The sequence below is a fragment of the Neobacillus novalis NBRC 102450 genome, assembly GCF_001591805.1.
Taxonomy (GTDB): Bacteria; Bacillota; Bacilli; order Bacillales; family Cytobacillaceae; genus Neobacillus; species Neobacillus novalis.
In genome coordinates, this window is record NZ_BCVP01000009.1 from 46,968 (window position 1) to 69,155 (window position 22,188).

24 protein-coding genes and 3 pseudogenes are annotated in these 22,188 nt (G+C 36.8%); 12 read left to right on the top strand and 15 right to left on the bottom strand.

From position 1 onward, the window contains the following. Positions 1–46: 46 nt before the first annotated feature. From BANVL01_RS06080 to BANVL01_RS06095, 4 genes are all read left to right on the top strand, one after another. Positions 47–1,408 (top strand): MFS transporter, encoded by a 1,362-nt coding sequence (locus BANVL01_RS06080; protein ID WP_425311859.1) that lies wholly within the window; start codon positions 47–49, stop codon positions 1,406–1,408. Between the two features lie 221 nt (positions 1,409–1,629). After that, complete coding sequence (locus tag BANVL01_RS06085) at positions 1,630–2,097, top strand: GNAT family N-acetyltransferase (RefSeq protein ID WP_066083125.1); 468 nt, start codon at positions 1,630–1,632, stop codon at positions 2,095–2,097. A gap of 156 nt (positions 2,098–2,253) precedes the next feature. Further along, positions 2,254–2,871 (top strand): LysE/ArgO family amino acid transporter, encoded by a 618-nt coding sequence (locus BANVL01_RS06090; RefSeq protein ID WP_066083127.1) that lies wholly within the window; start codon positions 2,254–2,256, stop codon positions 2,869–2,871. Between the two features lie 174 nt (positions 2,872–3,045). Continuing rightward, positions 3,046–3,279, top strand: coding sequence for a hypothetical protein (locus tag BANVL01_RS06095; protein WP_066083129.1), 234 nt, complete (start codon positions 3,046–3,048; stop codon positions 3,277–3,279). Between the two features lie 103 nt (positions 3,280–3,382). On the opposite strand, the gene BANVL01_RS06100 is transcribed toward BANVL01_RS06095, so the two are convergent. The 8 genes from BANVL01_RS06100 to BANVL01_RS06130 form a co-directional block, all read right to left on the bottom strand. After that, on the bottom strand, positions 3,383–4,072 hold the full coding sequence (locus BANVL01_RS06100; protein ID WP_066083131.1) for a lysozyme inhibitor LprI family protein: 690 nt from the start codon (positions 4,070–4,072) through the stop codon (positions 3,383–3,385). A gap of 232 nt (positions 4,073–4,304) precedes the next feature. Beyond that, a complete protein-coding gene (locus tag BANVL01_RS28735; protein WP_342342299.1) occupies positions 4,305–5,219 on the bottom strand; it encodes a hypothetical protein in 915 nt (304 codons plus the stop codon). Positions 5,220–5,252: 33 nt separating this feature from the next. Next, a complete protein-coding gene (locus tag BANVL01_RS28740) occupies positions 5,253–6,110 on the bottom strand; it encodes a beta/alpha barrel domain-containing protein (RefSeq protein WP_342342300.1) in 858 nt (285 codons plus the stop codon). 287 nt (positions 6,111–6,397) lie between these two features. Beyond that, complete coding sequence (locus tag BANVL01_RS06110; protein WP_066083133.1) at positions 6,398–7,060, bottom strand: DUF3995 domain-containing protein; 663 nt, start codon at positions 7,058–7,060, stop codon at positions 6,398–6,400. A gap of 19 nt (positions 7,061–7,079) precedes the next feature. Then, positions 7,080–8,141 (bottom strand): hypothetical protein, encoded by a 1,062-nt coding sequence (locus tag BANVL01_RS06115; protein WP_066147746.1) that lies wholly within the window; start codon positions 8,139–8,141, stop codon positions 7,080–7,082. Positions 8,142–8,226: 85 nt separating this feature from the next. Beyond that, complete coding sequence (locus BANVL01_RS06120; protein WP_066083135.1) at positions 8,227–9,594, bottom strand: HAMP domain-containing sensor histidine kinase; 1,368 nt, start codon at positions 9,592–9,594, stop codon at positions 8,227–8,229. After that, the gene (locus BANVL01_RS06125; RefSeq protein WP_066083137.1) at positions 9,591–10,265 is read right to left on the bottom strand and encodes a response regulator transcription factor; all 675 of its coding nucleotides are present in this window, start codon (positions 10,263–10,265) and stop codon (positions 9,591–9,593) included. Before BANVL01_RS06125 ends, BANVL01_RS06120 begins: the two co-directional genes overlap by 4 nt. 36 nt (positions 10,266–10,301) lie before the next feature. Further along, complete coding sequence (locus tag BANVL01_RS06130; RefSeq protein WP_066096097.1) at positions 10,302–11,399, bottom strand: site-2 protease family protein; 1,098 nt, start codon at positions 11,397–11,399, stop codon at positions 10,302–10,304. A gap of 164 nt (positions 11,400–11,563) precedes the next feature. Here BANVL01_RS06130 and BANVL01_RS28150 point away from each other — a divergent pair. From BANVL01_RS28150 to BANVL01_RS06145, 3 genes and pseudogenes are all read left to right on the top strand, one after another. Continuing rightward, positions 11,564–11,757: pseudogene (locus tag BANVL01_RS28150) on the top strand (class I SAM-dependent methyltransferase); the annotation flags it as partial. 94 nt (positions 11,758–11,851) lie between these two features. Then, entirely contained in the window at positions 11,852–12,625 is a 774-nt protein-coding gene (locus BANVL01_RS06140) for a sporulation protein (protein ID WP_066083141.1), read from the top strand. Positions 12,626–12,861: 236 nt separating this feature from the next. Continuing rightward, positions 12,862–13,656: pseudogene (locus tag BANVL01_RS06145) on the top strand (IS1595 family transposase); the annotation flags it as partial. Between the two features lie 33 nt (positions 13,657–13,689). On the opposite strand, the gene BANVL01_RS06150 reads toward BANVL01_RS06145, so the two are convergent. Continuing rightward, complete coding sequence (locus BANVL01_RS06150) at positions 13,690–14,160, bottom strand: YhfM domain-containing protein (protein ID WP_066083143.1); 471 nt, start codon at positions 14,158–14,160, stop codon at positions 13,690–13,692. A gap of 62 nt (positions 14,161–14,222) precedes the next feature. On the opposite strand from BANVL01_RS06150, the pseudogene BANVL01_RS06155 reads away from it, so the two are divergent. From BANVL01_RS06155 to BANVL01_RS06170, 3 genes and pseudogenes are all read left to right on the top strand, one after another. Beyond that, positions 14,223–14,531 (top strand): annotated as a pseudogene (locus BANVL01_RS06155) (RNA-guided endonuclease TnpB family protein); the annotation flags it as partial. Between the two features lie 404 nt (positions 14,532–14,935). Further along, complete coding sequence (locus BANVL01_RS06165) at positions 14,936–15,817, top strand: aminoglycoside 6-adenylyltransferase (RefSeq protein ID WP_066083151.1); 882 nt, start codon at positions 14,936–14,938, stop codon at positions 15,815–15,817. Positions 15,818–15,948: 131 nt separating this feature from the next. Next, on the top strand, positions 15,949–16,815 hold the full coding sequence (locus tag BANVL01_RS06170; RefSeq protein ID WP_066083152.1) for a hypothetical protein: 867 nt from the start codon (positions 15,949–15,951) through the stop codon (positions 16,813–16,815). Positions 16,816–17,117: 302 nt separating this feature from the next. Here BANVL01_RS06170 and BANVL01_RS06175 read toward each other — a convergent pair whose 3' ends face one another. The 4 genes from BANVL01_RS06175 to BANVL01_RS06190 form a co-directional block, all read right to left on the bottom strand. Further along, positions 17,118–17,420 (bottom strand): hypothetical protein, encoded by a 303-nt coding sequence (locus tag BANVL01_RS06175; RefSeq protein WP_066083154.1) that lies wholly within the window; start codon positions 17,418–17,420, stop codon positions 17,118–17,120. 92 nt (positions 17,421–17,512) lie between these two features. Next, positions 17,513–18,778 (bottom strand): cation:proton antiporter, encoded by a 1,266-nt coding sequence (locus BANVL01_RS06180; protein ID WP_066083156.1) that lies wholly within the window; start codon positions 18,776–18,778, stop codon positions 17,513–17,515. A gap of 5 nt (positions 18,779–18,783) precedes the next feature. Beyond that, a complete protein-coding gene (locus BANVL01_RS06185; protein ID WP_066083158.1) occupies positions 18,784–19,281 on the bottom strand; it encodes a cation:proton antiporter regulatory subunit in 498 nt (165 codons plus the stop codon). A gap of 46 nt (positions 19,282–19,327) precedes the next feature. After that, the gene (locus BANVL01_RS06190; RefSeq protein WP_066083160.1) at positions 19,328–19,888 is read right to left on the bottom strand and encodes a tyrosine-type recombinase/integrase; all 561 of its coding nucleotides are present in this window, start codon (positions 19,886–19,888) and stop codon (positions 19,328–19,330) included. Between the two features lie 198 nt (positions 19,889–20,086). Here BANVL01_RS06190 and BANVL01_RS06195 point away from each other — a divergent pair, with 198 nt between their 5' ends. Both BANVL01_RS06195 and BANVL01_RS27185 read left to right on the top strand, forming a co-directional pair. Further along, positions 20,087–20,836 carry an aminoglycoside phosphotransferase family protein gene (locus BANVL01_RS06195; RefSeq protein ID WP_066083162.1) on the top strand — a complete coding sequence of 250 codons (750 nt, stop codon included), beginning with the start codon at positions 20,087–20,089 and terminating at the stop codon, positions 20,834–20,836. Between the two features lie 123 nt (positions 20,837–20,959). After that, positions 20,960–21,136: a hypothetical protein gene (locus tag BANVL01_RS27185; protein WP_156482202.1), complete on the top strand. Its 177-nt coding sequence runs from the start codon at positions 20,960–20,962 to the stop codon at positions 21,134–21,136. Positions 21,137–21,251: 115 nt separating this feature from the next. On the opposite strand, the gene BANVL01_RS28535 is transcribed toward BANVL01_RS27185, so the two are convergent. Beyond that, positions 21,252–21,374, bottom strand: coding sequence for a hypothetical protein (locus BANVL01_RS28535; protein WP_268874910.1), 123 nt, complete (start codon positions 21,372–21,374; stop codon positions 21,252–21,254). A 177-nt stretch (positions 21,375–21,551) separates the two neighbouring features. Continuing rightward, entirely contained in the window at positions 21,552–22,025 is a 474-nt protein-coding gene (locus BANVL01_RS06205; RefSeq protein WP_066083167.1) for a DinB family protein, read from the bottom strand. Between the last annotated feature and the right edge of the window lie 163 nt (positions 22,026–22,188).

Genomic DNA, 22,188 nt, shown 5'->3' on the forward strand with positions numbered 1-22,188 from the left:
ACTGTGGCAATGGAGAGGGGAAGTGTAGCAGATGGCTACCTTTAGTATGAATGAGGCAGAAGCACAAGACGTTACGATAAAAAAGGCTGTCCCGGTTTTATTATTTTTGTTTGTTTTATGCTTGGTAATCGACAATTCATTTAAAATTATTTCTGTAGATATGGCTAAAGACTTTGGCATTTCTGCGACAACAGTTAGTTGGCAATCCACTTTGGCTGGTCTTGTCATTGGCATTGGAGCCGTCGTCTATGCTGCTTTGGCTGACTCCATCAGTATTAGAAGACTTTTGAGCATAGGTATCATCTTAATTTGTGCCGGTTCATTAATGGGCTATCTGTTTCAACATTCATTTACGCTTGTGGTAATAGCACGTATCATCCAAACAGCTGGGCTGGCTTCAGCAGAAACATTATACGTAATTTATGTTACGAAACATTTACCGCAAAATGAACAGAAGAAATTTTTGGGATTCAGTACGAGCAGTTACGCCCTATCGCTTGTTATTGGTTCATTGGCAGGCGGGTTTATTTCGACGTATTTACATTGGACAAGTCTATTTTTAGTAGCCCTTATCACTATCGTTCTTCTTCCTTTTATCTTAAAATATCTTCCGAAGGAAAACGGAAAAGGCGGATATGTTGATGTTATTGGCTTGTTCCTTGTTGGTGTCATCGCTGCGTTTCTAATGTTGTATATTTCAAACTTCAATTGGCTTTATTTACTAGTGTTTATTGTGGCAATATTGCTATTCCTTGCTTATATCAGCAAGAATTCAAAGTCATTTATAGATATTGCCTTCTTTAAAAACAAGCGTTTTGTATCAATTCTTGCTGTAGCTTTTGTCATTTACTCAGTTCAATTAGCGTATATTTTCCTGTTTCCATTTTTGCTTGAAAACATTTATGGCTTGAAGCTGGATACGATTTCGTTATTATTAATTCCTGCCTATGTTTTATCAGCAACTGTTGGAGCACTTTCGGGAAAAATTGCACAATTTCTCGGAAGTAAGCAATCTATTATTTTTGCCATGGCTGGCATTACTGTTAGTGTATTATTAGGTGGCTTTTTTGTCCAAAGCTCGGTGGTTGTGTTCGTAATTTCGATGATTTTATTCTCCAGTTCATTTGCACTCATGTATGCACCGATGATCGATTCATGTGTAAGTACAATTTCGAAGGAACATTCCGGTACAGCGGTTGGATTTTATAATCTTGTTTTGAATGTTGCTGCATCGATCGGGATTGCCTATACAGCTGCGATGATGGATTCATCCTCTATGAAAAACAATTTTTTGGGATATATTCATCTTGCAAATGCATCTTTATATAGCAATATCCTTTTAATTCTATCATTAATCTCAGTTTTTAGTTTAGTTGTTTACTGGGGATTAGTTGGACGAAAGAAATAGGATAAAAACTTTATATGTTGTTGTTCAATCAGAACTCTGAGACGAAAAGTCTAGGGTTCTTTTTTTGCCGGATAATCAAACTGGTGTTACTATCCTTAAATGGCTCTGACAAACATTTTTTTAATGTAGTATAATAGTAGAAATATTATGATTTTTAGCTAGAATCTATTACCAGTAACAGCTAAAATGAGAACAAGCTTTTTGTGGAAGGTGGAAAGCGGATGCAACTTTATTTTTACAACGATGGGTTTAGAAATGCGATTGAACAATATACATTAACAGCGGAACAACTTCGTTTTACAGGGCCACCAGTTAACAGCGTGAAGCTCTCTAATGAAGATTCAAATCGGGATTCAATCTTAGCTATCGAGGAGGATGAACTGGTTACATTTTTCGTTCTCCATCGAAATGAGGGAGTAAAACCGTATTCAAATAATTATAGCGCTATTTTGTTAAGGGCTTTTTCAACAGATTTTCGTCATCAAGGTAAAGGGTTTGCCCACCAAGCATTAATGTTATTGCCCGATTTTGTTAAGGAGCATTATCGAGGAATAAATGAAATTGTATTAGCTGTAAACCTTCAAAATGATGCAGCACAAAGCTTATATCAAAAATGTGGATATGTCGATGAGGGTGAACGAAGGATGGGAGAAAAAGGCGAGCTTATCATAATGAGTTACTATTTATAATCTTTGCTGAAGACTTGCTATAGGGTAGCTTGGGTACCGAATTTTAAGAAGAGACAAATAAGAATGGTTCAAAAACCACCCATTTGGCTGGGACAACGAACAATTCAAATTACAATTCGATTAGATACATATAACACTAGATAGGGAGATTTGTTGATGTTAGCTTCATTTATTCATGGATTAATTCTTGCATTTGGACTCATTCTTCCTCTTGGGGTTCAGAATGTTTTTGTTTTTAATCAAGGGGCATTACAACCACGGTTTTTAAAAGCGTTACCTGTTGTGATTACCGCTGCATTGTGTGATACCCTTTTGATCTTGGTGGCTGTTTTAGGGGTTTCCTTCATCATTCTCGGTTCATTTTGGATTAAGACGATTTTGATTGTGGGCGGGGGCATCTTTTTAATCTATATGGGCTGGATTTCTTGGAATAGTAAACCAAGTAAGGATAAAGAAGAAGTGGCAAAGAAGTTTTCTTTTAAAAAACAAGTATTGTTTGCTGCGTCAGTTTCCTTGCTGAACCCTCATGCAATCATGGACACGATAGGGGTCATTGGGACAAGTTCGTTGAAATACCAAGGGGAAGAAAAAGTCATATTTGCGGTTACCTGTATTTTGGTTTCCTGGCTCTGGTTTTTGGGGCTTGCCCTAGTAGGTCGGATAAGTGGAAAATTGGATCAATCCGGGAGATTTATGTTGGTATTGAATAAACTATCTGCCTTAGTTATGTGGGGAGCGGCTATTTACCTTGTATTTTCTTTATTTAAAAATTAGGACGACGAAAGGAATTTTTGTAATTTAGAAAAAGGGGGAGACATTTTGGAAGATATTCAAATGGTAGAACTAGATACTAAAATCTTAGAAGGAATGGGTAGTTATTGTCTTCGAAGCAAAGTGGGTTAAGCGTTTGTATTGGGTGATTTTTTGGATTATTTTAGGAGCAATTTTATGTATTGGAGCAACAATCCAGAGCTATTTGTAAGCCAATCCGCTAACCAAACGATATCAGAAGCGGAAAAAGCAATGGGGAAAATTCGCTCCGAAAAATTAAAAAGAATCGCTGAAATGATTAACGGGTTCCGTTTCCTATCGCAAAACGTAAATTTACAGTTGAAATTGTATAGTAAAATGTATATCAAATTGCACCACAATCTGTGCTGTGGTGCTTTCTGTTTGCAATAATAAAATAGCTCAGTTACATATGAGCTATTCCTTTACGGATTCTCTTTTGGGATGTTTCTCCACAAAAGCTGAATTACTTAACTTAAAGCACGTTTTTTATCTTTTAATCTGTCATATATTTGTTAACTAATCCATAACATCTTTCTTTTGTTGATTCGTATAAGGATATATACATTGCAACATTTTCAAAAGTTCCCCCGTTATACTTTAGTCTTTCATCGTTTGCTTTTTTTTCTTTCTGTTCTATCCATTTAATTTGTTCAGTTTTTAAATCCTTCATTGTCTCTGGAGATAACTCTTTTTTTAGTAAGGCATAAATCTCATTTAATTCATTGTCATACATTTCGTAAGAAATCCCATAATAGTTTTTCATTGCATTTGTTACGCCTTTATCTGAATCCTTCTTTTCTGGTAAAGCATCCAGTTCTTTTTGGATGTTGTCTAATCTTTCTAGGAACACGTTTCTTCTTCCCTTAATTTTGGTTTCAGCATTTGTTGTATTTTCTTCCTGAATATTTTCATTTTCCTTTATTTTATTTGTTGTATCTATCGAAACTTTTTTGCCGATTGATGTTCCATCTGAATGATTATTACTGCTATTATCGGATTTCGCTGTACTATCGGTGGATGAATCATTTGATTCAGAAGAACCATCTGTACTTTGAGATATATGATCAGAACCTGAATCATTATTGATTGATGCAGCATCTTCAGATGAATTGCTACAAGCAGACATTCCGACTAATAAAACAGCTAATAAAGCCACAACGATAAAAATGTTACTTTTCTTCACTTTTACATCTCCAATCATTTCTTGTAATAAATATCTCGCACTATATTAACATTTTAACATAAATTTTCCACTTTCCTTTAATAGAAAAAGTCCGCTAATATCCAGCAAGCTATCTTAAGTAAATAAGTTTAACTCAACGCAAATTCTTGAGGGAAGGATCTAATCGAAACCAGAGCATTAAAAGAAGGACTAATAAAAGAAAGGAAAAAATAAGCCAACATAGTTGTAAGGCTTATTTTTTCCAAGTTCTTTTTAATAAAAATGGCGCCGTGCAAATTACTCCAATTATGTATAGACCAGCTGAAATATAAGCAGGTAATAAGTGAACAAAATCAGTATAGCCAATAATAAAATGTGTGATAATCCCGGATAAAAATGCTGGAATGGCACCGATTGTGAATGTCCACCAGATCCATCTTTCTCCTTCGCGCATTCCCCATAAGGCAAGCATTAATACGAGTAGGCCCACACTTAGCAGGGCACTGCCAAACCCGGCCCGGTCATGTGCAATCACAGGGATTAATCGTTCATTAAATTCACTTAGCGCTTCCGGAGTAAGACATAAATAAGTAAGATCGGTTGGAACAAATATAGTTGATGCACCAACGACTGAGATTACAATTCCGCCAATCATTAAAGCAAACCCTAAAAGGATAAACGATAATTGCCCAATTAAGCTCAACTTCCAATCTTTATGATTGAAAAGGTTGATGCTTGATGGTGCTGCTTTCGCATTTTTGGATTTTGTATATCCAAAAATAAATAACGGTAATAAAATAAGCCAAAACAATCCATGGAGCCAATCGAAATAACCATAGCCGATAAATAATAAAATTCCAAGGAAACCAATCATCCCTGCGATATTGACTGCTTTTCGTGCCCAATGAAGGCCATACCTGATTCCGTGCCTCGAAAGCTGCATATAGATGATTCCACCTGAAATCATCGTCCCTGAAAGAGTCATCCGATCATGCGCCATAAAGTATAGAATGGCAGGGTTGAAATCTAAGATATCTGTTCTCATTATCCCTAAAAAGGATTCATCATAAGGAAGGATAATGGCGGTCATACTAAAAAACAATGCGATGAACCCAGCCACAGTAATGGCCAAACCAAACAGCCAATACCAAAGCCATCCTTTAGTCATCACGGGTTCCTTCGGGAGTCTGTTGCTGTATGCCTAATTAATCCGCTTTGGCAGACCAGGTCCCGCAAATACATAATCAAAGCCTAACATGACAAGCGAAGCTCCGTTTTCCAATAATTTAATTCCATCTACTGGCTCTCTTACCCCACCTGAAGTGATTATCGGCAAGTCATCACCGAACATTCGCCTTATGACAGCGAGCATTTCGATTATCCTATCAGGCGAGTGCGCTCCATCAAGGAGTATCCCACTTGGATCATAGTTTTTCAGCTTATCAATATTCGTCTTATTTTCTGTTGAAAAAGCAAATATAACGGGCTTTCTTAACTTTTCTTGGAACTGTTTATATTGATCAGCTGTGTCAAAAGCATGGCTGTCCAGAATAAATCCATCACTAAAAGGAAGGAGTTCTTCACAAATCTCAGTTATTTCCTGAAAAGTTCCCACCACCCTGATAAAAAATGGTACCTTCTTTTTTCTTAGAGAGTGTAGTTGTTTCTTAACTGTTGATAGCTTTATAGATAAGTCGGAAAATCCCCTTATCTTTTCCTGTTTTTGATCAATGGAGAGTTTTTCCTTCCTTGCTGAACCTTGTATGGATACTGGGCCAATCTCAATGAAGCCAAATCCAAGGTTTTGAAAAGCTTTCAGTCCAGATAATTGGGGATCGATTTTTCCGCTTAATCCAACAGGAGTGGTAAACTGAACACCGAATAATTGTTTTTTGAGATTATTAGAAGGTGCCATATGTCCAAGAAATTCTATCCATGCTTCCCCTATTGATGTAGAAGACAGCATACTCATCCCACGATGAATAAACTCTCGGCTAAAGGAGGGTGGCAGCTTATGAAGAATCGGCTTGAATATGGTATGATACGACCAATCTGGCAAGGCTGTTTCCCCTCGTTTCTTGAAATTAACACATTTGTGCTAAAGGTTTATTTCCTTTCATTTTACAATATTTCTAAACGATATGGGGTAAAGGATTCAGATTCCACTTAAACGTTTATTTTGATGATGAGGAGCAGTTTTGTTTGCACCGCAACCTGTGATGTCTATTGTTTGCAAAAAAAATACCCAGTCTGATATAAACTGAGCAATTCACAGTATTAATAATTGCAACCTATTGAACGCCAAGCTACGCCAGGAACGCATGTATAACCTGACCTTATGTCCCTTTAGGAGAGTTTAAAAATGATAGAGAATGTACAAAACATGGTTAATAGAAAAACGAAAATTATATAGGTGACCAGGCTCCGTCTAAATGCAGCAAGCGAAATGCCAGAAGTTTGCGTAAAATGGGCAGCTGTTAATCCAGACAAAATGCCCATGATAACAAACCAAGGCTCATAAAACAAAAGATCCCATAACGCCAGGCTGTGGACATCAAGTGAAATCCAGCCAGTGAAATGAATGGTAATGACACCTGCTAGAAGAAGGGCTTTTGTAATGATACCGCTGATTCCATGTGCAATTAAATAAGCAGTACAGGCAAGTGTAGGGATTAATATGATGAGACGGTGGATGCTTCGTCTTCCTATTACCGGTACCCATGTCGGGACTATCCTTCCCCATGGCTTGACAAGGGCAATTAAGATGAACCCGCAGGTCATAATCAAAACGCCAGCCATATAACTTCCCATGTACACCCCTTTAGGATCTTCAAATTGTCCCGGAAGACCTAAAGTTCCACCGGCGGCTTGATAAAATCGAACAAAAACGGCATACATGACAGCCCAAATGCAACCGAGGTAAGCTGGCCAGACAGCATTCTTCGTCAAACGTTCAAAGGCATTAAACCTTTCCGATTGAGCATTTAAATTGTTTGTTTTTTCATTCATGTTCACACATTCCTCCTTTTTAACCTCTTCCACAACTGGAACATCGACCACGCCGGCGATAATAGTAGGCGATCGCAGCTAGCCCAAGAGCCACTCCCCATGGCACCCAAAAAATCATTGGTCCCATAGCCCCCCAGCCCTGACTGAGTAGTATATTGTCCATCGACACGAGATGGAGTGCCTCGACGATGATACCAAATGTAAAGACAAAGCCTGCCGCGGTTACCGCTATGGCAATAATAGAAGCAGGAATCACTGCAAACATGATGGGTACTCTTTTGCCGCCAATGAACGGGAACCAGCCAGGAAAGACTTCACCCCATTTTTGGATCAAACCAAGTGTAAGGACCCCCCCAACTATACAAATAGATCCAAAAACCCATTCCGTCATACGTGCCATCGGATTTGCGCTTGAGAAATCCTTAAGGAATTGCGGATCAACTCCTAAAGGGATATCGAGTGCCCACGAGAAGCGTATAAAGGCATAAGGAAGGGGTGCAACCGCTGCGATTATGGTCAACCATCTTCCCCAACGAATCAAGGCAGGTGCTTCTCCGTCATTGGTCCGCCCGCAATATTCACATGCATGACGAGCTTTTCTTTGGTAAACAACAGCGGACATCATCCAAAAAAGCGCGCCAATAATACAAAAAATTTGATTCACCATCTGCCAGTTAAAGTCGAATTTAAATAAAAAAGCGTATGCCATAGCTGCAATTAATGTGGTATCAGGAATAAAGAGGAGCAGAGCAACAGAGAATCCACATATATAGGCAATAGCAACCCATCGAGAAAAGTCCTTTAATTGTCGTTTTTGCATGACAAGACCTAATCCAATGGCAATGAGACATAGAGTGACAAAAACAATACCGCCAACTTTGGCAGGAAGATAGGTAACCATGGCGGAGAACAATCCCATACCTTCATTTTTAAAAGGATATCCAGCTCCTCCCAATAACCAATAAAGATGTAATGTTCCATACAGCGCCGACCATAACATAGCTGCATAACCAATCCATGAAGACCAACCGTACCCGTTTGTTTTAGCCTTTTTATTCCGTAATGACGATGTGAAATTCAACGTTATCATCCTTTCTTTTTTTTCAATAGAAATAACCTCACTTTCATCCTAATCAGTAAAGGTTAAAATGAAGGTGAGGTTTCGTTTAAATTTTGTTTAATTCAGGGTTTTCTTTTTTTTCGTACAGATAAATTTGTGTACCCTTTGGTGAGCTCATTATTTTCCATCCGAATTGCATTTCCTGAAGCATTAGTGACACGATGGAGAGGCCGATGCCGGCCCCTTTTTTGTCTGTCGTTACATCCAAGCCGGGGCCTCGGTCTTCAATCAGAATGGCTGTTTCTCCTTCATAATCCACGATTTGAACACCGATATACCGTCCCGATTTAGCGTGTCTCATCACGTTTTGGTAGAGATTATCTAGGATGCGCATGAACCAATGGGGATCTATATTCCAGATTATAGCTTTTTCGGGCAGATTAACATCTACTTTAAAGCCTTCTTTCTCAAATACGGGATACCATCCTGCCATTGATTCCCGAATGAACCGAATAATATCCGTTTCTTTACTTTGCAATGTGTATTTCCCGGCTGATAATAACGTGTAGGAAAGGAGATTTTCAAGCAGATGGCTTAAAAGATCTACCTTGTTTTCAATTAAATGAAGTGAATCTTTCCCTTTGGACGATAAAGGTTCTTTTTGTAATGTATAGGCATGCCCACGAATGGCTGTGAGAGGTGTTCGTAAATCATGGGATATATTAGCAATCAGCTGTTTCCGCAATCCTTCTTCTTCTTTTTCGTATTGCCTGCTTTTTATCAGTTCATCGATCATATGATTAAACGCTTTGCCCAATTCACTGATTTCGTCTTTTTTGTTGATAGCTATCTTTTCGGGAATCCCGTTTTCCTTCGTTTCCGTCATGGCGGTTTGGAGATGAATGAGCCGTTTCCGTATCTTGAAGAAAAATAACCAAGAGACAAATAGAAAGAGACCAAAGACGAGAAAAGCATAGAGCGCTAACAACTTATCATCTATTAATGAAAGTGTCGGAAGTTTTGTAATGGAGGGTGGTATTTGGAAAACCATAAATCCGTTGCTCTGCTTTTCGCCAATATAAGACACAAAGGTAACGGGATCTTCATCACTTTGATTCATAAACTCAATACTGTTTTCTAGCGTCCATTGAGCCGGAATATTCTTTTGTTCGGAAAGTACCAGTTTGGTTTTTCCCGCTCCGTCCACCCAGAACATCGAAGCTAGCGGATATTGTTCCTTTAATGTGTGGAGCTTCTGATCTACCTTTTCTGAACTGAATCCGCCCAACTTTGCCGCTTCATGATGCCACATTTTCTTTAATTTGTTCGTATCCATATACTGAGCTTTTTGTGGAAAATCCTTGTCCAGAAGATAGGACGGTATGAAATAGGCAGGTAAAACAAACGGCCATATGATAAGTGCTACCATAATAATCAGTAAATATTTCGCCAACAGAGAATGTCGAAATCTCATTGTTTCACCCTATAGCCGATTCCCCGAATCGTTTCAATAATTTGCGGGTTGCTCGGATTCTCCTCTATTTTTTCACGTAAATGGCGGATATGTACCATCAACGTTTTATCTCCAGCTATATAGGGATATCCCCATACCGCTTCGAAGATTTGTTCTTTTGTAAGAATTTGGTTTGGGTGGCGAAGTAAATACGTAAAAATTTGAAATTGCTTTCCCGTTAGGGCGATTTCATTATTCGATCTTGTATCAATAATACGGTTTTGATCTAAATAAATGCTAAGATGTGAAAGTTGAATAAGTGGTGGTGAAATCTTGCCAAACCGTCTTAACAGCACTTCCACACGTGCCGCCAACTCATCGGGATGAAATGGTTTCGTCACATAATCGTCGGCAAAATGTAGACCTTGCAATTTATCGTCAATAGAGGTCCTAGCAGAGAGCATAAGAATCGGTGTCATTGGATAGTGTTTTTTTAACCGCTGGCCGATAGAGAATCCATCCAATCCAGGAAGCATAATATCAAGGATGACAAGGTCAATCTCTTCCATACAATCAAGTGCGCCATCCCCCGAAGTAAGCCAGATCACATGATAGCCCCGCTCACTTAAATCATCACTGACCCAAGCACCAATTTCCTTATCGTCTTCAATATATAAAAGATTATTCTTCATTTTTCCCCACCTAATGAAAGACAAGGGACCTGTCCCTTATCTATTCATAATTTTTTGTATTTCTGGATGGTTCATGAGAATTTCATTGCCATAATAATAGCTAAATGCTAGGGCAATGACTAGACCGATATAAATAAAAAACAACTGCATTTTTGTCTTTTTGCTTGTTTTATAATAGGTTTCCGTTATCTGTACTTCTTTTTTAAAATTTGACACCTTTTCTTCTAAATTGTTGAGAATACCCTCGATAACTTGTTGATTGTTATGGATATCCTCTTCGCTCCATGTTTGGGTACCGGATAATTGTTGGAGATAAAGGTCCTTTTTCATTCTTTCAATTTCAGAATTCAGTTTATTTAATATTTCAGTAATTTCTTGATTTGAGACGTTCCATTTTGCTTTTCTAGCAATTTCTTGAGCAGAATCTAGATTATGAGATTCTTGCTTTAATGTTAGTACTAAGTGTTCAAGTTCTTGGACTTCTATTTTATCTTTAGTTAAACTTTTTTGTTTTTTATATAATTTGTACCATTCTTTTGAACCGAGGATGACAATGATAAACCCTATGAAACTAAAATGCATGACGGAAAAAGCAAGTAATAATATAATCCCTAATCCCCATAGTTTAGTACTGATCCCTGCTGCAATTCTTCCCCCATCTAATGGGGTAATAGGGATTAAATTAAATAAATTTATCAGCCCGCCCAAATAAATCAGAAGTGCCCAGAATGATTGTTGTGTATATAAATACAATGGAATGGCTGGCAAAAAGGCTAATAATCCAAATAAAGGACCCATGTATGCCAAAAATCCCTCGTCTTTTGCACTTTTTGGCATTTCTTTAAGGCCAATAACCGCCCCCATAAAGGGAATAAATACAGCTGGGCTAACAGGCAGTTTCAACCTTTTAGCGGCATACATATGTCCCATTTCATGAACAAACAAAAGGTAGACTAAGGCTATTGCAAACTTCCAACCAAAGATAAGGGCATAAGTTCCGAGATAGATAATCATGCTTATCAGTGTATGAAGTTTAAGGAATTTTAAAATTACCAAAACAAATTTAAATTTTCCTAATAATAATGCTCCAATTGTCCCTAATATTCCCCAGGCGGTTTTCTTGCTGCCTTTTATATTCTCTTCTTTCAAATAAACATCCCCTTTAAAAACAACACCTATTGTATAAAGCAAACTATATTCGTACGTCTATTATATAAGAAATTACAGAACTGTAAGCAGGATTTATAGTTTGTTTATCGAATTAAATGGAGTCAAAGCATAAAATACAGGAGAAATTTATAAGCGAGATAATCGACTATTACAATCAATTTGATGAATGGGGTAGGCTTAATCGAGAACCGATAGAGTTCCAAGTGAATTGGCACTATAAAAAAAATATCTGCCAAAAACGGGAAACGTTCTGGATAATGGTGCTGGACCGGGAAAGTATTCAATTAAGCTTGCTAAAGAAGGATATAAGGTAACACTAACCTTTAAATTAAACTTTCTAATAAAATTCAAAGCAAAAGGTATACATACGCTCGCAGTCGTTTAAATTGAAAATAAAAGACAGAGGTGAATATGGAATGTTCGGATTAGAATCGGCAAAAGTAGACTTGAAATTAGATAAGAATGAATTTCTTCCTGGTGAAATCATGACAGGCAAACTTTTAATCAAAGGTGGTTCCCGCGATAAAAAGATAAACAGCTTAGAAAGCATTTTGTATGTCAAAGTAATTAAGGATAAGATTCCCAAAATCACACCTCTGATTAATTATTCTTTAGAAGAGGATCAATGTTTATTCATTCAGGCCAGAAGCTACAGGGAAGTTCCTTTCGAATTAATATTGCCAAGAGATATTCCCGTAAGTACTGATAAGGTAGAATATTACCTTTCTACTAAACTGGATATAGACTTAGGGAAAGATGCTTCTAATCGTGAGGATATTACCGTTCTTATACCTCCTTCAAGCAACCAGATCCTGAAAGCCACTGAAACATTAGGTTTTTCTCAGGAGGAAAATTTTATGACGGAAGGCGGACAATTTTTTCGTTTAGTGCATGAATACGCGGGTACTGAAATTGATTTGTCCTTTTTTGATAGTTCAGAAGGCGTATTTGTCAAAATGGGTTTACAGAAATTCACAACGGAATTTCCAAGTCCAGATGTTCTATCCAATCAATTTTTTATACCGTCATCTACCAATGAGGAGGATATTCCCGAAATCGTAGATAAGGCAATCAATGAAGCTTTAACAAATCCTTTGCTGTTTAAAAGTGGGCTTCCCATTTATAAACACAATACAGGTGATACCACGAAAGCGTTTGTTACAGGATTTATCGTCGGAAATATGATTTAAATTCAGCAAGGAAGCCATATTAACGGAGGGTTAAAAAGTAACAGTACGACGCGTCAAAAAAGCGATGTACTAAATATCATTGACGAAAAGGTATTAGTAACTAAAGTGTTTTTTTAAGTCAATCAAAGAGTTGACATAGTACTTTTTCGTCAAGATATTACCCGTATCTGTATATACTTGTAATTCAAGTTTCTTATCCTTTTTTTCGAAAACAAGAATGCCGTCGGAGCCTTTTTCAACGCTATCTCTGCCAGGATTGTGGAAAGTCATTCAATGATATGACTAATACACCTTTTTCGGGTTCTCGTTATCCCGAAAAATGGGTCAAGTATATCGAATTGATGGTAGATGGCTTTACATTGCCAAAAATCGCAAAACGTTTGGAGATACACATTTCTACCGCATTTTATTGGAGACATAAAATCTTAAACGCATTAGGAACACACGGTTTTAATCAATTAGAAGGTATCGTTGAAAGTGACGAAACCTTCTTTCGTGAGTCTTGCAAAGGACGCGAAGTAATCCATCGTGAACCAAAGAAGAGAGCTACAAAAGATGCAAAACCAGGAATTTCTGACCTTAAAATTGTGGTTGTTGTAGCTCAAGACCGAAATGGTAATATCATTGCAAAGAAAGCTGGTACAGGTCGTGTAAAGGCTACGGAAATAGATGCGGCTATCGGAAGTTATATTCCTAAGTCTGCCGTGTTATGTACTGATACAGCAAAGAACTATAAGAAATTCGCCAGGATTAAAGGCTTAAAACACGAACCCATTAATGACAGTAAGAAAGAACGAGTGAGAAAGGGGATTTATCACATCCAACACGTTAATAGTTTTCATAGTCGATTAAAAACGAGGATGAGAAGATTTCAAGGAGTAGCAACCAAGTTCCTTGATAACTATCTCTACTGGTTCCGTTGGTTAGAATTAGGGAAGCATCTGTCTCTCGAAAAACAGATTGAGCATATGCTTATTTCAGCGTGTCAAAAATCAAATTACACAACGGTTGAAATACTTAGAAGTGCATAATAAAAGACCTCTAATAAGAGGTGGAATAAAATATTATTGGTCAGATAATTTTTCGCCTGTAATTATTTCAAATAGTTCAGCGGACTTATCCTTGTCTAATTGAATATATCTGCTCGCAGCGTCTATTACGAGTTCCACTTTATCTTTATTTGGGCTTATCCAAAGTTCATATAAATCAATTTTTTCCAGCTGTATTTTTGGATTAGTAAAGTGGAAACTAAATCGGTAATCAGCAGGGCGAGCCATATCTACTTTTGCGTTTTGCCAATCAATATCGTCTAATATTTCTCTTACCTTTTGAACTTGCTCATTTTTGGTAATTTCATTAAAGTCTTCGTATTTAATTACATCACCAATACGCTTTTGAACTTCAATGATTTGCTCTTCATTTTCATTTACATTTGAACAACCAACAATAAAAATTGAAATTAAACCTATAAAGGCAATTAAACATTTTATATTTTTCAAAATTATCTCCCCTTTATACAATAAGACGTTTTTCATTTAAAAAAGTCTCAATTTCCCCCTTTTTTATAATAACAATGTTTACGAAAACAGCGTTTTTCAATATGTTAAAGAATCATAAACTCGCAAAAGCCATTAGTGAAGTATCTTGGTCACAATTTAAAACCATGGTCGAGTACAAAGCCAAGTGGTTTGGAAAACAAGTTGTGACAGTGGCGAAGAATTTCCCTTCCAGTCAACTTTGTTCAAGCTGTGGATACCAAAATAAAGACGTTAAGAATCTTGCTTTGCGTGAATGGGACTGCCCAGAATGTCATACTCATCATGCAAACCGTGATATTAACGCAAGTATCAATCTAAAAAATGAAGCGATTAGACTTCTAACCGTTGGTGCGACGGGGATCGCCTAATTAATAACTGGTGGATACACTGGTGTTCTTAGGAATCTCCCACTTCAATTTCTCGTAAGAGCGATAAGTGGTGAGTAGTTCAACTTTTAGTTCCGCAACTTTTTCTGCCTTATCATTCTTAATTATGTACAGGCTTACAATCTCATAGTTTTGGTCAACTATTTTTGTGGCACTGCATGATGGGAATAAAAATATCATGAGTGAAAAAAGAAGTATGGTTTTATACATTGAAATTCACTCTCCTGTATAACATTCCAACTTTGGGAATTTACTTACGGAAACCTAAGAACAGTTTGGCGACAGCATCCCAGACACTAAATGATTGTATTAAGTTTAGTTGAAAAGGGATTTTTTGAAAGGTTAAAATTTTAATAATACAAAAGACTTTAATGAGGTGAATAGCTATGAGGTCAGAAAAAGAAATGTTTGATTTAATTCTAGGGATTGCTCAAAAAGACGAAAGAATTCGAGCTGTTTATATGAACGGTTCAAGAACCAATCCTAATGCGCCAAAGGATATTTTTCAAGATTACGATATTGTTTATGTCGTGACAGAAACGGCCTCTTTCATAAAAGATGAGAAATGGATTAAGAGTTTTGGAGATTTACTTATGATTCAGGAGCCTGATAAAAACGATAAATCAGTTGGAGAGGATATGGATTTTGACAGGTCTTATGGGTATTTAATGCTCTTTACAGATGGGAATCGTATCGACCTTCATATCGAAACAAAAGATGCAATGATTGCTGAATATGGCAATGATAAACTGACGGTTTATTTATTAGATAAGGACAATATTCTGCCGCATATCCCAGCTCCCACTGATATTGATTACCATGTAAACAAGCCAACAGAAGCAATGTTTTTTAGTTGTTGCAATGATTTTTGGTGGTGTCTTCAAAACGTCGCCAAAGGAATTTGGCGCGATGAATTACCATACGCAAAGCAAATGTTTGAAAATGTAATAAGAACTAGATTGGATGAGATGGTTTCATGGTGGATCGGTATAAACCACGACTTCCAAGTCTCGACAGGAAAAATGGGGAAGTATTTTAAAAAGTACCTTCCTGAACCATATTGGGAAATGTATGAAAAAACTTATTCTGACAATGACTATGATAATTTTTGGGACGCTATTTTTACCACCTGTGAATTGTTTAGAAGTTTAGCAAAAGGTGTTGCAGATAACTTATTGTTTGCATATCCAATGGATGACGATAAAAATATAACGGAATATCTTAAACATATAAGAAATTTACCTTCAGACGCAAAGGAAATATTGTAAATAAATCATTATTCAACTACCATGGATGAACGAGTGTGCAGCACTGCCTCATGGATCATTATTTAATGCTAATAAAGGGCTAATTTGGGAAAAGTAAACAAAATAAATTTACCCAAAAGGCTGTTGATTAGATGAAAATAAAATGGTTCTTATCCGTATTCTTTGTGTTATTAATTACCTTTGTTCCGGTCGTATCCGCTGTTACTCCTTTTAAAGTGTTTGTGAATGGGCAGCCAATTTTCGGTATTTCTATTTTCGATACGTCCATTGTACGAATCATAGGCGGTTCGCCCTATGTTGCTATTGAATCGATAAGCAGCGAGCTGAAACTGGATGTCGAGTATGACGGGAAAAATAAGACGCTTCATATTTCAAATAAAGGAGAACCGCAATCAGAAGTAGTAGCCACGCTAAAGAAAGCCAAAGCGACTCTTTATGCGACAAGAAGAGAAGGGAACTTAGAAAAATTCAGGTTGGTGATGGATGGAGGTATTAGATGGTTCCCATACTGGAGAAGTACTGATGCTCCTGCATTTGGTCCAAGATTATTTTTCGAAGATATTAACCAGGACGGAAAAGAAGAGTTGGTCATCGTATTAACAACTGACCATGGTACAGGAATCATGATTACGGAAGCCCATGTGCTACAGAAAACGAAGACAAACATTGGAGAAATATTTGAGGAAAAGTTAATTGATAATCCGGTGGCAATCATTAATAAGAATGTAAAAATGAAAAAAGTATCTAATGACCAAGTTGAGATAACGATTGGTAAGAAAAAAACAAATGACACTACTTATGATTACTTGAAACTTGAGCAGATTGATTTCTCTGTATATAAAAACGAACTAGTAGTTTATATCAGTGGTCACATTTCTCCACCAACAGAAGGCGGAATTCTCATTACCTATCAATTCAAGGATAACATGTACCAAGTAAAAAAGATTGAATACCTTAAAAAACGTCCGGATTTTAATACGGAGAGTTCTTTTCAATAGGCTGTGTTAAAGAATATTGTTGATTTTGAGTACAATGTTGATTGGAGTGGAAGGCGCGAGACTCCTGCGGGATCAGCGGGACAGGTGAGACCCCGCAGGCGCTTTAGCGCCGAGGAGGCTCACCGCCCGCCCCGCGGAAAGCGAAGCGCCTGGAACGGAAATCAACATTCCCTTTTAACACAGCCTTTCAATAAATAGAAGTTACGTTTGGATATCGAACGGAAACCCTTTTAAATTCAATGAAACGGCCGCTTAACCATCCAATTCCAGAATACGAGACCAAATATTAAATATCACGAGAATTAATTTTTACATTCCTTTTTGCTTAATACATAAATACTGCCGCCAAGTGTAAGGACGGATATAAACTTACTGGCAATGATCAGATAACTGGTGGTTTGAAAATCAAGAGTGATGTGCGGGAGTTTTATAAGGCAGAGAACGACAAGTATGCTGATAAGGAGTATGGAATAATAATATTGATAAGCTTTGTTAATAATCATACGGCCTTTATCATCATTTTCCTGAGTGAAAACAAGGATTGCATATGACAAGACTAAGATTGTCACATACGTTAATAGAACAATGGCTATGCCGATGCTCATCATTAAATTCCTCCTTTCTTAAGGGAGTTAAATTGTAAATAAAGCTAACAAAGTAGGATGTTATCATCCCGCTTCGTTAGCTTTTTTCTTATTTATATTCCAGGACTATTATTCTCTTCCGCTTGTTTTTTAGGAATAGATGTAATTTGCTTTTTAGTTTTTTCCTTATTTTCCCATTGGAAAATTCTGTTTAAAAAATAATAAATATTTTTAGACTCTTTTGTTAACAAAGGGCCAAGAATAGCCAGGATTAGAACATAAACTGCGGTAAATGGTTTTAGGATGGGCATTAAGCCTCCAGCAAGTCCTAAATTAGCAACAATGATTGAAAATTCTCCCCGAGAAACGATTGTTAATCCGATATTTGAAGAGGCCTTATGAGACAAACCAGCTTTTCTTCCGGAAATCATTCCCGCTACAAAGTTGCTAATGATTGTGAGGATAACAGCGCCTAAAGCTAACCAAATGGCACCACCTAGGCTAAATGGATCTATACTTAAACCAAAGCTGAAGAAAAATAGTGCCCCAAAGAAATCTCGAAATGGGATAACTAACTGTTCAATACGCTCTCGATGTTCAGTTTCAGAAAAGACTAAACCCAGCAATAGTGCACCAATCGCTTCAGCAACATGGAGTTTTTCCGAAAAACCGGCGACAAAAAATAGTGAAGCAAAGATAACGAGGATGAAAATCTCATTAGACTTAATATTTAATAGTTTATTAAGGATTGGAGTTCCTTTGCGGGCGATAACGAAAAATAGAATCATATACCCAAGAGAGATTAGAACGGAAGTAATGGTCCCTAAAAACGTCGTGGACCCACCTAGTAAAAGACCTGACATGATGGAGAGGAATAAAGCCAAGAAAATATCATCAAACAAGATAATCCCCAATATTAATTCTGTTTCTGAATTGGCGGTTCTTTTTAAATCAACTACCACCTTAGCGACAATGGCTGTCGAGGAGACACTAAGGAGACCCGCAATAATTAACGTTTCCATAATAGGAAAGCCAACAGTGAAGCCGTAAATTAATCCTAAAGTGAAATTAAGAGCTACATAAATAGTTCCGCCAACTGCAATAGAACGCCCTGATCGAATTAGTTTTCCTACTGAGAATTCCAGCCCAAGATAAAATAATAAAAACAAAACCCCGATACGCCCGAAAAATTCAATAATTTCAGAGCTTTCTATGAATCTAAGATCGATAATTCCAAACTGCGGTGCATGTGGACCAACTACCATCCCTAAAAGGATTAGCAACGGAATGATGGAAAACTTTAACCTTCCTGCTAATAATGCTGCGAAGGCGACTAAAACTAATGCTGTACCTACCTCAAATACTAAGTGATTTGCCATTTATATCACCCGTCCCTTCTTGAAAGAATTTCTTTTACAATCTTTTTTACTTGATTGCGCTGTCCGGACACGATGACTGTGTCTCCTATTTCTAAAAGGGTTTCAGGACCAGGGGTATGAATTTTTTGCTGATTGCGTTTGATAAGCGCGACGATATTGACTTCATAGGATTGACGAATATCTAAATTTCCGATCGTTTGATTAACCGCTAATGCTCCGGGTTCTACCTTAGACCATTCAATGACCAGATCATCAAATGCCATTTCAATCGTTTCTAATGCCTTTGGTGCGTAAGTCATTCCGCCAATAATCGCAGCAATTTGCCTTGCTTCCGTATCATCAAACGTTGTGCTGGAAATGGCTTCCTCGTGATCCTCTTGATCAAAATAATAAATGTCTCTTCTGCCATCATCGTGAATAATAACTACTATTCTGTCCTTGCTTTTGGTGATGATTTCATACTTTTTCCCGATACCAGGAAGTTCGATTTCGCGAATATTCATTTTCTTTCCTCCTATATGGTTTGATCATGAATTAAAAAGTTGAGCATTAAAGGTTCACATCGATTTCAGTTCTTATTTTTTCATTTTTGGAAATTCCCAGGTATTTGAGTGTTTCGGAAGGGGTTGAATGATTGAAATGCTTTTGCAATATTGAAATGGCTATTCCACGTTTATAAGCATGATATCCAAAGGTTTTCCTTAGTGAGTTGGTACCGATTTTTTCTCCGATTCCAATCGCTTCTGCCGCTTGATGAATGATCCGATAAGCTTGTTGGCGGGTAATCGGATTATCGGTTTTACTGGACTTAAACAAAAAGTCTTCACTTGATAATTGGTGCGTATGAACATAATGGACAATAGCCTGTTTTACTTTTTGATTAAGGTAGACTTCCTTCACCGTTTCTTTATTTGCCAACAAATAGAACTTCTTAACACTGTTTTCTTTGTCAAGCACATCGGCAACCTTGATATTCAGCATTTCGGTAATTTTTAACCCAGTATTAATTCCAAAGACAAAAAGAACATAGTCACGCTCAGAATACTTTTTTAAATACTTTTTTATTTCATTGATTTGCTTGATATCTCTTAGCGATTCAACATATTCCATTAATAAACGCCCCTTAATCCATGTTACATAATAATATTTTAACATGGTATTATGTAACATGCAATTTATTAGATTAGATAAAGACATTGTTAACGCATTTTTACTATTTGATTCTCGTCCTTTTCAACAAGAATGTAGTAATATGTAAATAATAGGGTGGAGATAAGCTTTAACTGCCGATGGAAAGAGGGATAACAAATGAATTTAGGGACTCCAATAGCAATTGGAAATACAGCGAAAATATATCTTTGCGAAAACAGGATTGTCAAAATATTTAATGACTATTTGCCGGATACGGAATCTTCATATGAAGCAAATAAGCATAAATATGCCTATTCGTGTGGACTTTCTGTTCCTGAAATATTGGACGTCACGAAAATAGACGGGAAACAAGCGATCATAATGGAATATATTAACGGTCGAACAATAGGTGATATCTTATCCGAAAACTTGGAACAAGCAGAATTTTACATGAATATTTCCGTTGATATACAACAAAAAATTCATATGATTGCCGCTGATTCACTTGAACCCATGACTGAAAAATTAAGCCGTCAAATTGAATCAGCCCATAATCTTGATAAAAGGCATAAGTCTGCTTTAATAGAAAAATTGAATTCGATGACATTTGAGAGAAGGCTCTGTCATGGAGATTATCATTTGTTTAACTTGATAATGACAGATAATAAAGTGACAATTATTGATTGGGTTGATGCCTGTGCGGGGGATATCCGTGCTGATATATATCGCACATATCTTTTGTATTCACATGTTTCAATGGAATTAGCAGATTTGTATTTGCGTCTTTATTGTGCGAAAAGCGATTTGTCAAAAGACGAGATTTTTCAATGGGCTCCAATCATTGCCGGGGCAAGATTGTCTGAAAATGTATCTGCAGAAAACTCTGATCGTCTTGTAGAGATAGTAAATCATTACTATCCTTTATAACTATCGGTTAAGTGCAAATTGAATAATTGAGAAGGGGAAATTATTAAAATAATCCATTTGCATGCTGATTATAGAATTTCATTTCGAATTAAATGGGGAAATAAGGATTCTAAAAGGTGAAGAATGGAACAGCAACTAATTCGCACCTTATTTAGCAGGGTGACAGAAGTGATTGTCATGCTGCCAATACATATGTTAACACCAATGCAAAAGGTAAGTATTACTTTTCAAAGATACATCATATGGTTAATTAGAAATGAAAGTGTATTGAAGGGAGTCATACCGTTATGCAGAGGATAAAATTTATAATTAAACTATTCCTAATAGAGCCTTTGTGGTTCAAAATACTAATTTCGACAACTTTGCTTATTTCAATTATTTTTAGCAGTTCACTTTTTTCGAATAATGCTTATTTTCAAAGCTGTTCTAAATTAGCTGCGGCAATCTTTTTTTGTGCATATGCTATTAAATTTAGAAGAAATCTTGTAACTTCTGTCATCTTATTTACTTCAGCAGTTATATGTATGTTTCTTTCCATCCTGGCAATATATAAGTGATAAACGTGAATGGCTCTTTTTTTTGATATCCATTTTTGGCTGTTTTAGAATTTGGAAATGGATAAAAAGAGGGGAGAATGTAATTCATACTAAAAAAGAAAAAATGGCTTGAAGATTCCAAACCATTTTTTGGAGAATTCTAACCGGTAATAATTCCCCTACGCTTTTTGATTTTGGTTAATAAATGATTCAATTTCCGCTATATGTGTTTGATCATGCTCAATCATTCCAACAAAGTAATCACCGAGAGTCATATTCTCCTTACCAGGAAGCGACCTGGCGAATTGTTCTGTGTCTAATTGATCTAAGAGGGACAGTAATAGATTCCTAACCGAAATGAACTCATCTATCAGCTGACTCTTCGTTATCCCCGATCTGGTATATGACGATGCAGCCCTGTTTATTTCCTCCACATCAATGACCATTTGAGGGAATGGCTCGTTTTTTAATAGATACGAAATCCTGTTATCAATCATGAATTGATCCCAAGCGATAAAATGTGAAATCACGTCGGCAATCCCCCATGAACCTTCTCGAAATGGCAGGAACCATAAATCGTCTGATATAGTTTTTAAAGAATGCACCCGGTCAATTAATGCTAACTTTTCATTAATGATATCTTCTTTGTTCATTCGATCCCACCTCATCACAAACTATTCTATTATTTAATATGTAATTCCTGCTTAAAAAGCAGGAAAAACAAGATTTAAGGAGTATTGATTAATAGATGTGGTTCTAACTGCAATTGGCTTAAAAAAGGTTATTTCATTAAATAAGGGGCATACTAAGTAGTCG

What these genes read in the sequence shown, in the direction of transcription:
- BANVL01_RS06195 (WP_066083162.1), top strand. Translation starts at nt 20,087, where the DNA reads ATGAATTTAGGGACTCCAATAGCAATTGGAAATACAGCGAAAATATAT.
- BANVL01_RS06085 (WP_066083125.1), top strand. Translation starts at nt 1,630, where the DNA reads ATGCAACTTTATTTTTACAACGATGGGTTTAGAAATGCGATTGAACAA.
- BANVL01_RS06175 (WP_066083154.1), bottom strand. Translation starts at nt 17,420, where the DNA reads ATGAGCATCGGCATAGCCATTGTTCTATTAACGTATGTGACAATCTTA.
- BANVL01_RS06150 (WP_066083143.1), bottom strand. Translation starts at nt 14,160, where the DNA reads ATGAAAAACGTCTTATTGTATAAAGGGGAGATAATTTTGAAAAATATA.
- BANVL01_RS06140 (WP_066083141.1), top strand. Translation starts at nt 11,852, where the DNA reads ATGTTCGGATTAGAATCGGCAAAAGTAGACTTGAAATTAGATAAGAAT.
- BANVL01_RS06165 (WP_066083151.1), top strand. Translation starts at nt 14,936, where the DNA reads ATGAGGTCAGAAAAAGAAATGTTTGATTTAATTCTAGGGATTGCTCAA.
- BANVL01_RS06205 (WP_066083167.1), bottom strand. Translation starts at nt 22,025, where the DNA reads ATGAACAAAGAAGATATCATTAATGAAAAGTTAGCATTAATTGACCGG.
- BANVL01_RS28735 (WP_342342299.1), bottom strand. Translation starts at nt 5,219, where the DNA reads ATGACTAAAGGATGGCTTTGGTATTGGCTGTTTGGTTTGGCCATTACT.
- BANVL01_RS06110 (WP_066083133.1), bottom strand. Translation starts at nt 7,060, where the DNA reads ATGAATGAAAAAACAAACAATTTAAATGCTCAATCGGAAAGGTTTAAT.
- BANVL01_RS06080 (WP_425311859.1), top strand. Translation starts at nt 47, where the DNA reads ATGAATGAGGCAGAAGCACAAGACGTTACGATAAAAAAGGCTGTCCCG.
- BANVL01_RS06185 (WP_066083158.1), bottom strand. Translation starts at nt 19,281, where the DNA reads ATGAATATTCGCGAAATCGAACTTCCTGGTATCGGGAAAAAGTATGAA.
- BANVL01_RS27185 (WP_156482202.1), top strand. Translation starts at nt 20,960, where the DNA reads ATGGAACAGCAACTAATTCGCACCTTATTTAGCAGGGTGACAGAAGTG.
- BANVL01_RS06120 (WP_066083135.1), bottom strand. Translation starts at nt 9,594, where the DNA reads ATGAGATTTCGACATTCTCTGTTGGCGAAATATTTACTGATTATTATG.
- BANVL01_RS28535 (WP_268874910.1), bottom strand. Translation starts at nt 21,374, where the DNA reads ATGGAAAGAAACATACATATAACTGCTGAAGTAAATAAGATGACAGAA.
- BANVL01_RS06095 (WP_066083129.1), top strand. Translation starts at nt 3,046, where the DNA reads ATGTATTGGAGCAACAATCCAGAGCTATTTGTAAGCCAATCCGCTAAC.
- BANVL01_RS06170 (WP_066083152.1), top strand. Translation starts at nt 15,949, where the DNA reads ATGAAAATAAAATGGTTCTTATCCGTATTCTTTGTGTTATTAATTACC.
- BANVL01_RS06180 (WP_066083156.1), bottom strand. Translation starts at nt 18,778, where the DNA reads ATGGCAAATCACTTAGTATTTGAGGTAGGTACAGCATTAGTTTTAGTC.
- BANVL01_RS06125 (WP_066083137.1), bottom strand. Translation starts at nt 10,265, where the DNA reads ATGAAGAATAATCTTTTATATATTGAAGACGATAAGGAAATTGGTGCT.
- BANVL01_RS06190 (WP_066083160.1), bottom strand. Translation starts at nt 19,888, where the DNA reads ATGGAATATGTTGAATCGCTAAGAGATATCAAGCAAATCAATGAAATA.
- BANVL01_RS06090 (WP_066083127.1), top strand. Translation starts at nt 2,254, where the DNA reads ATGTTAGCTTCATTTATTCATGGATTAATTCTTGCATTTGGACTCATT.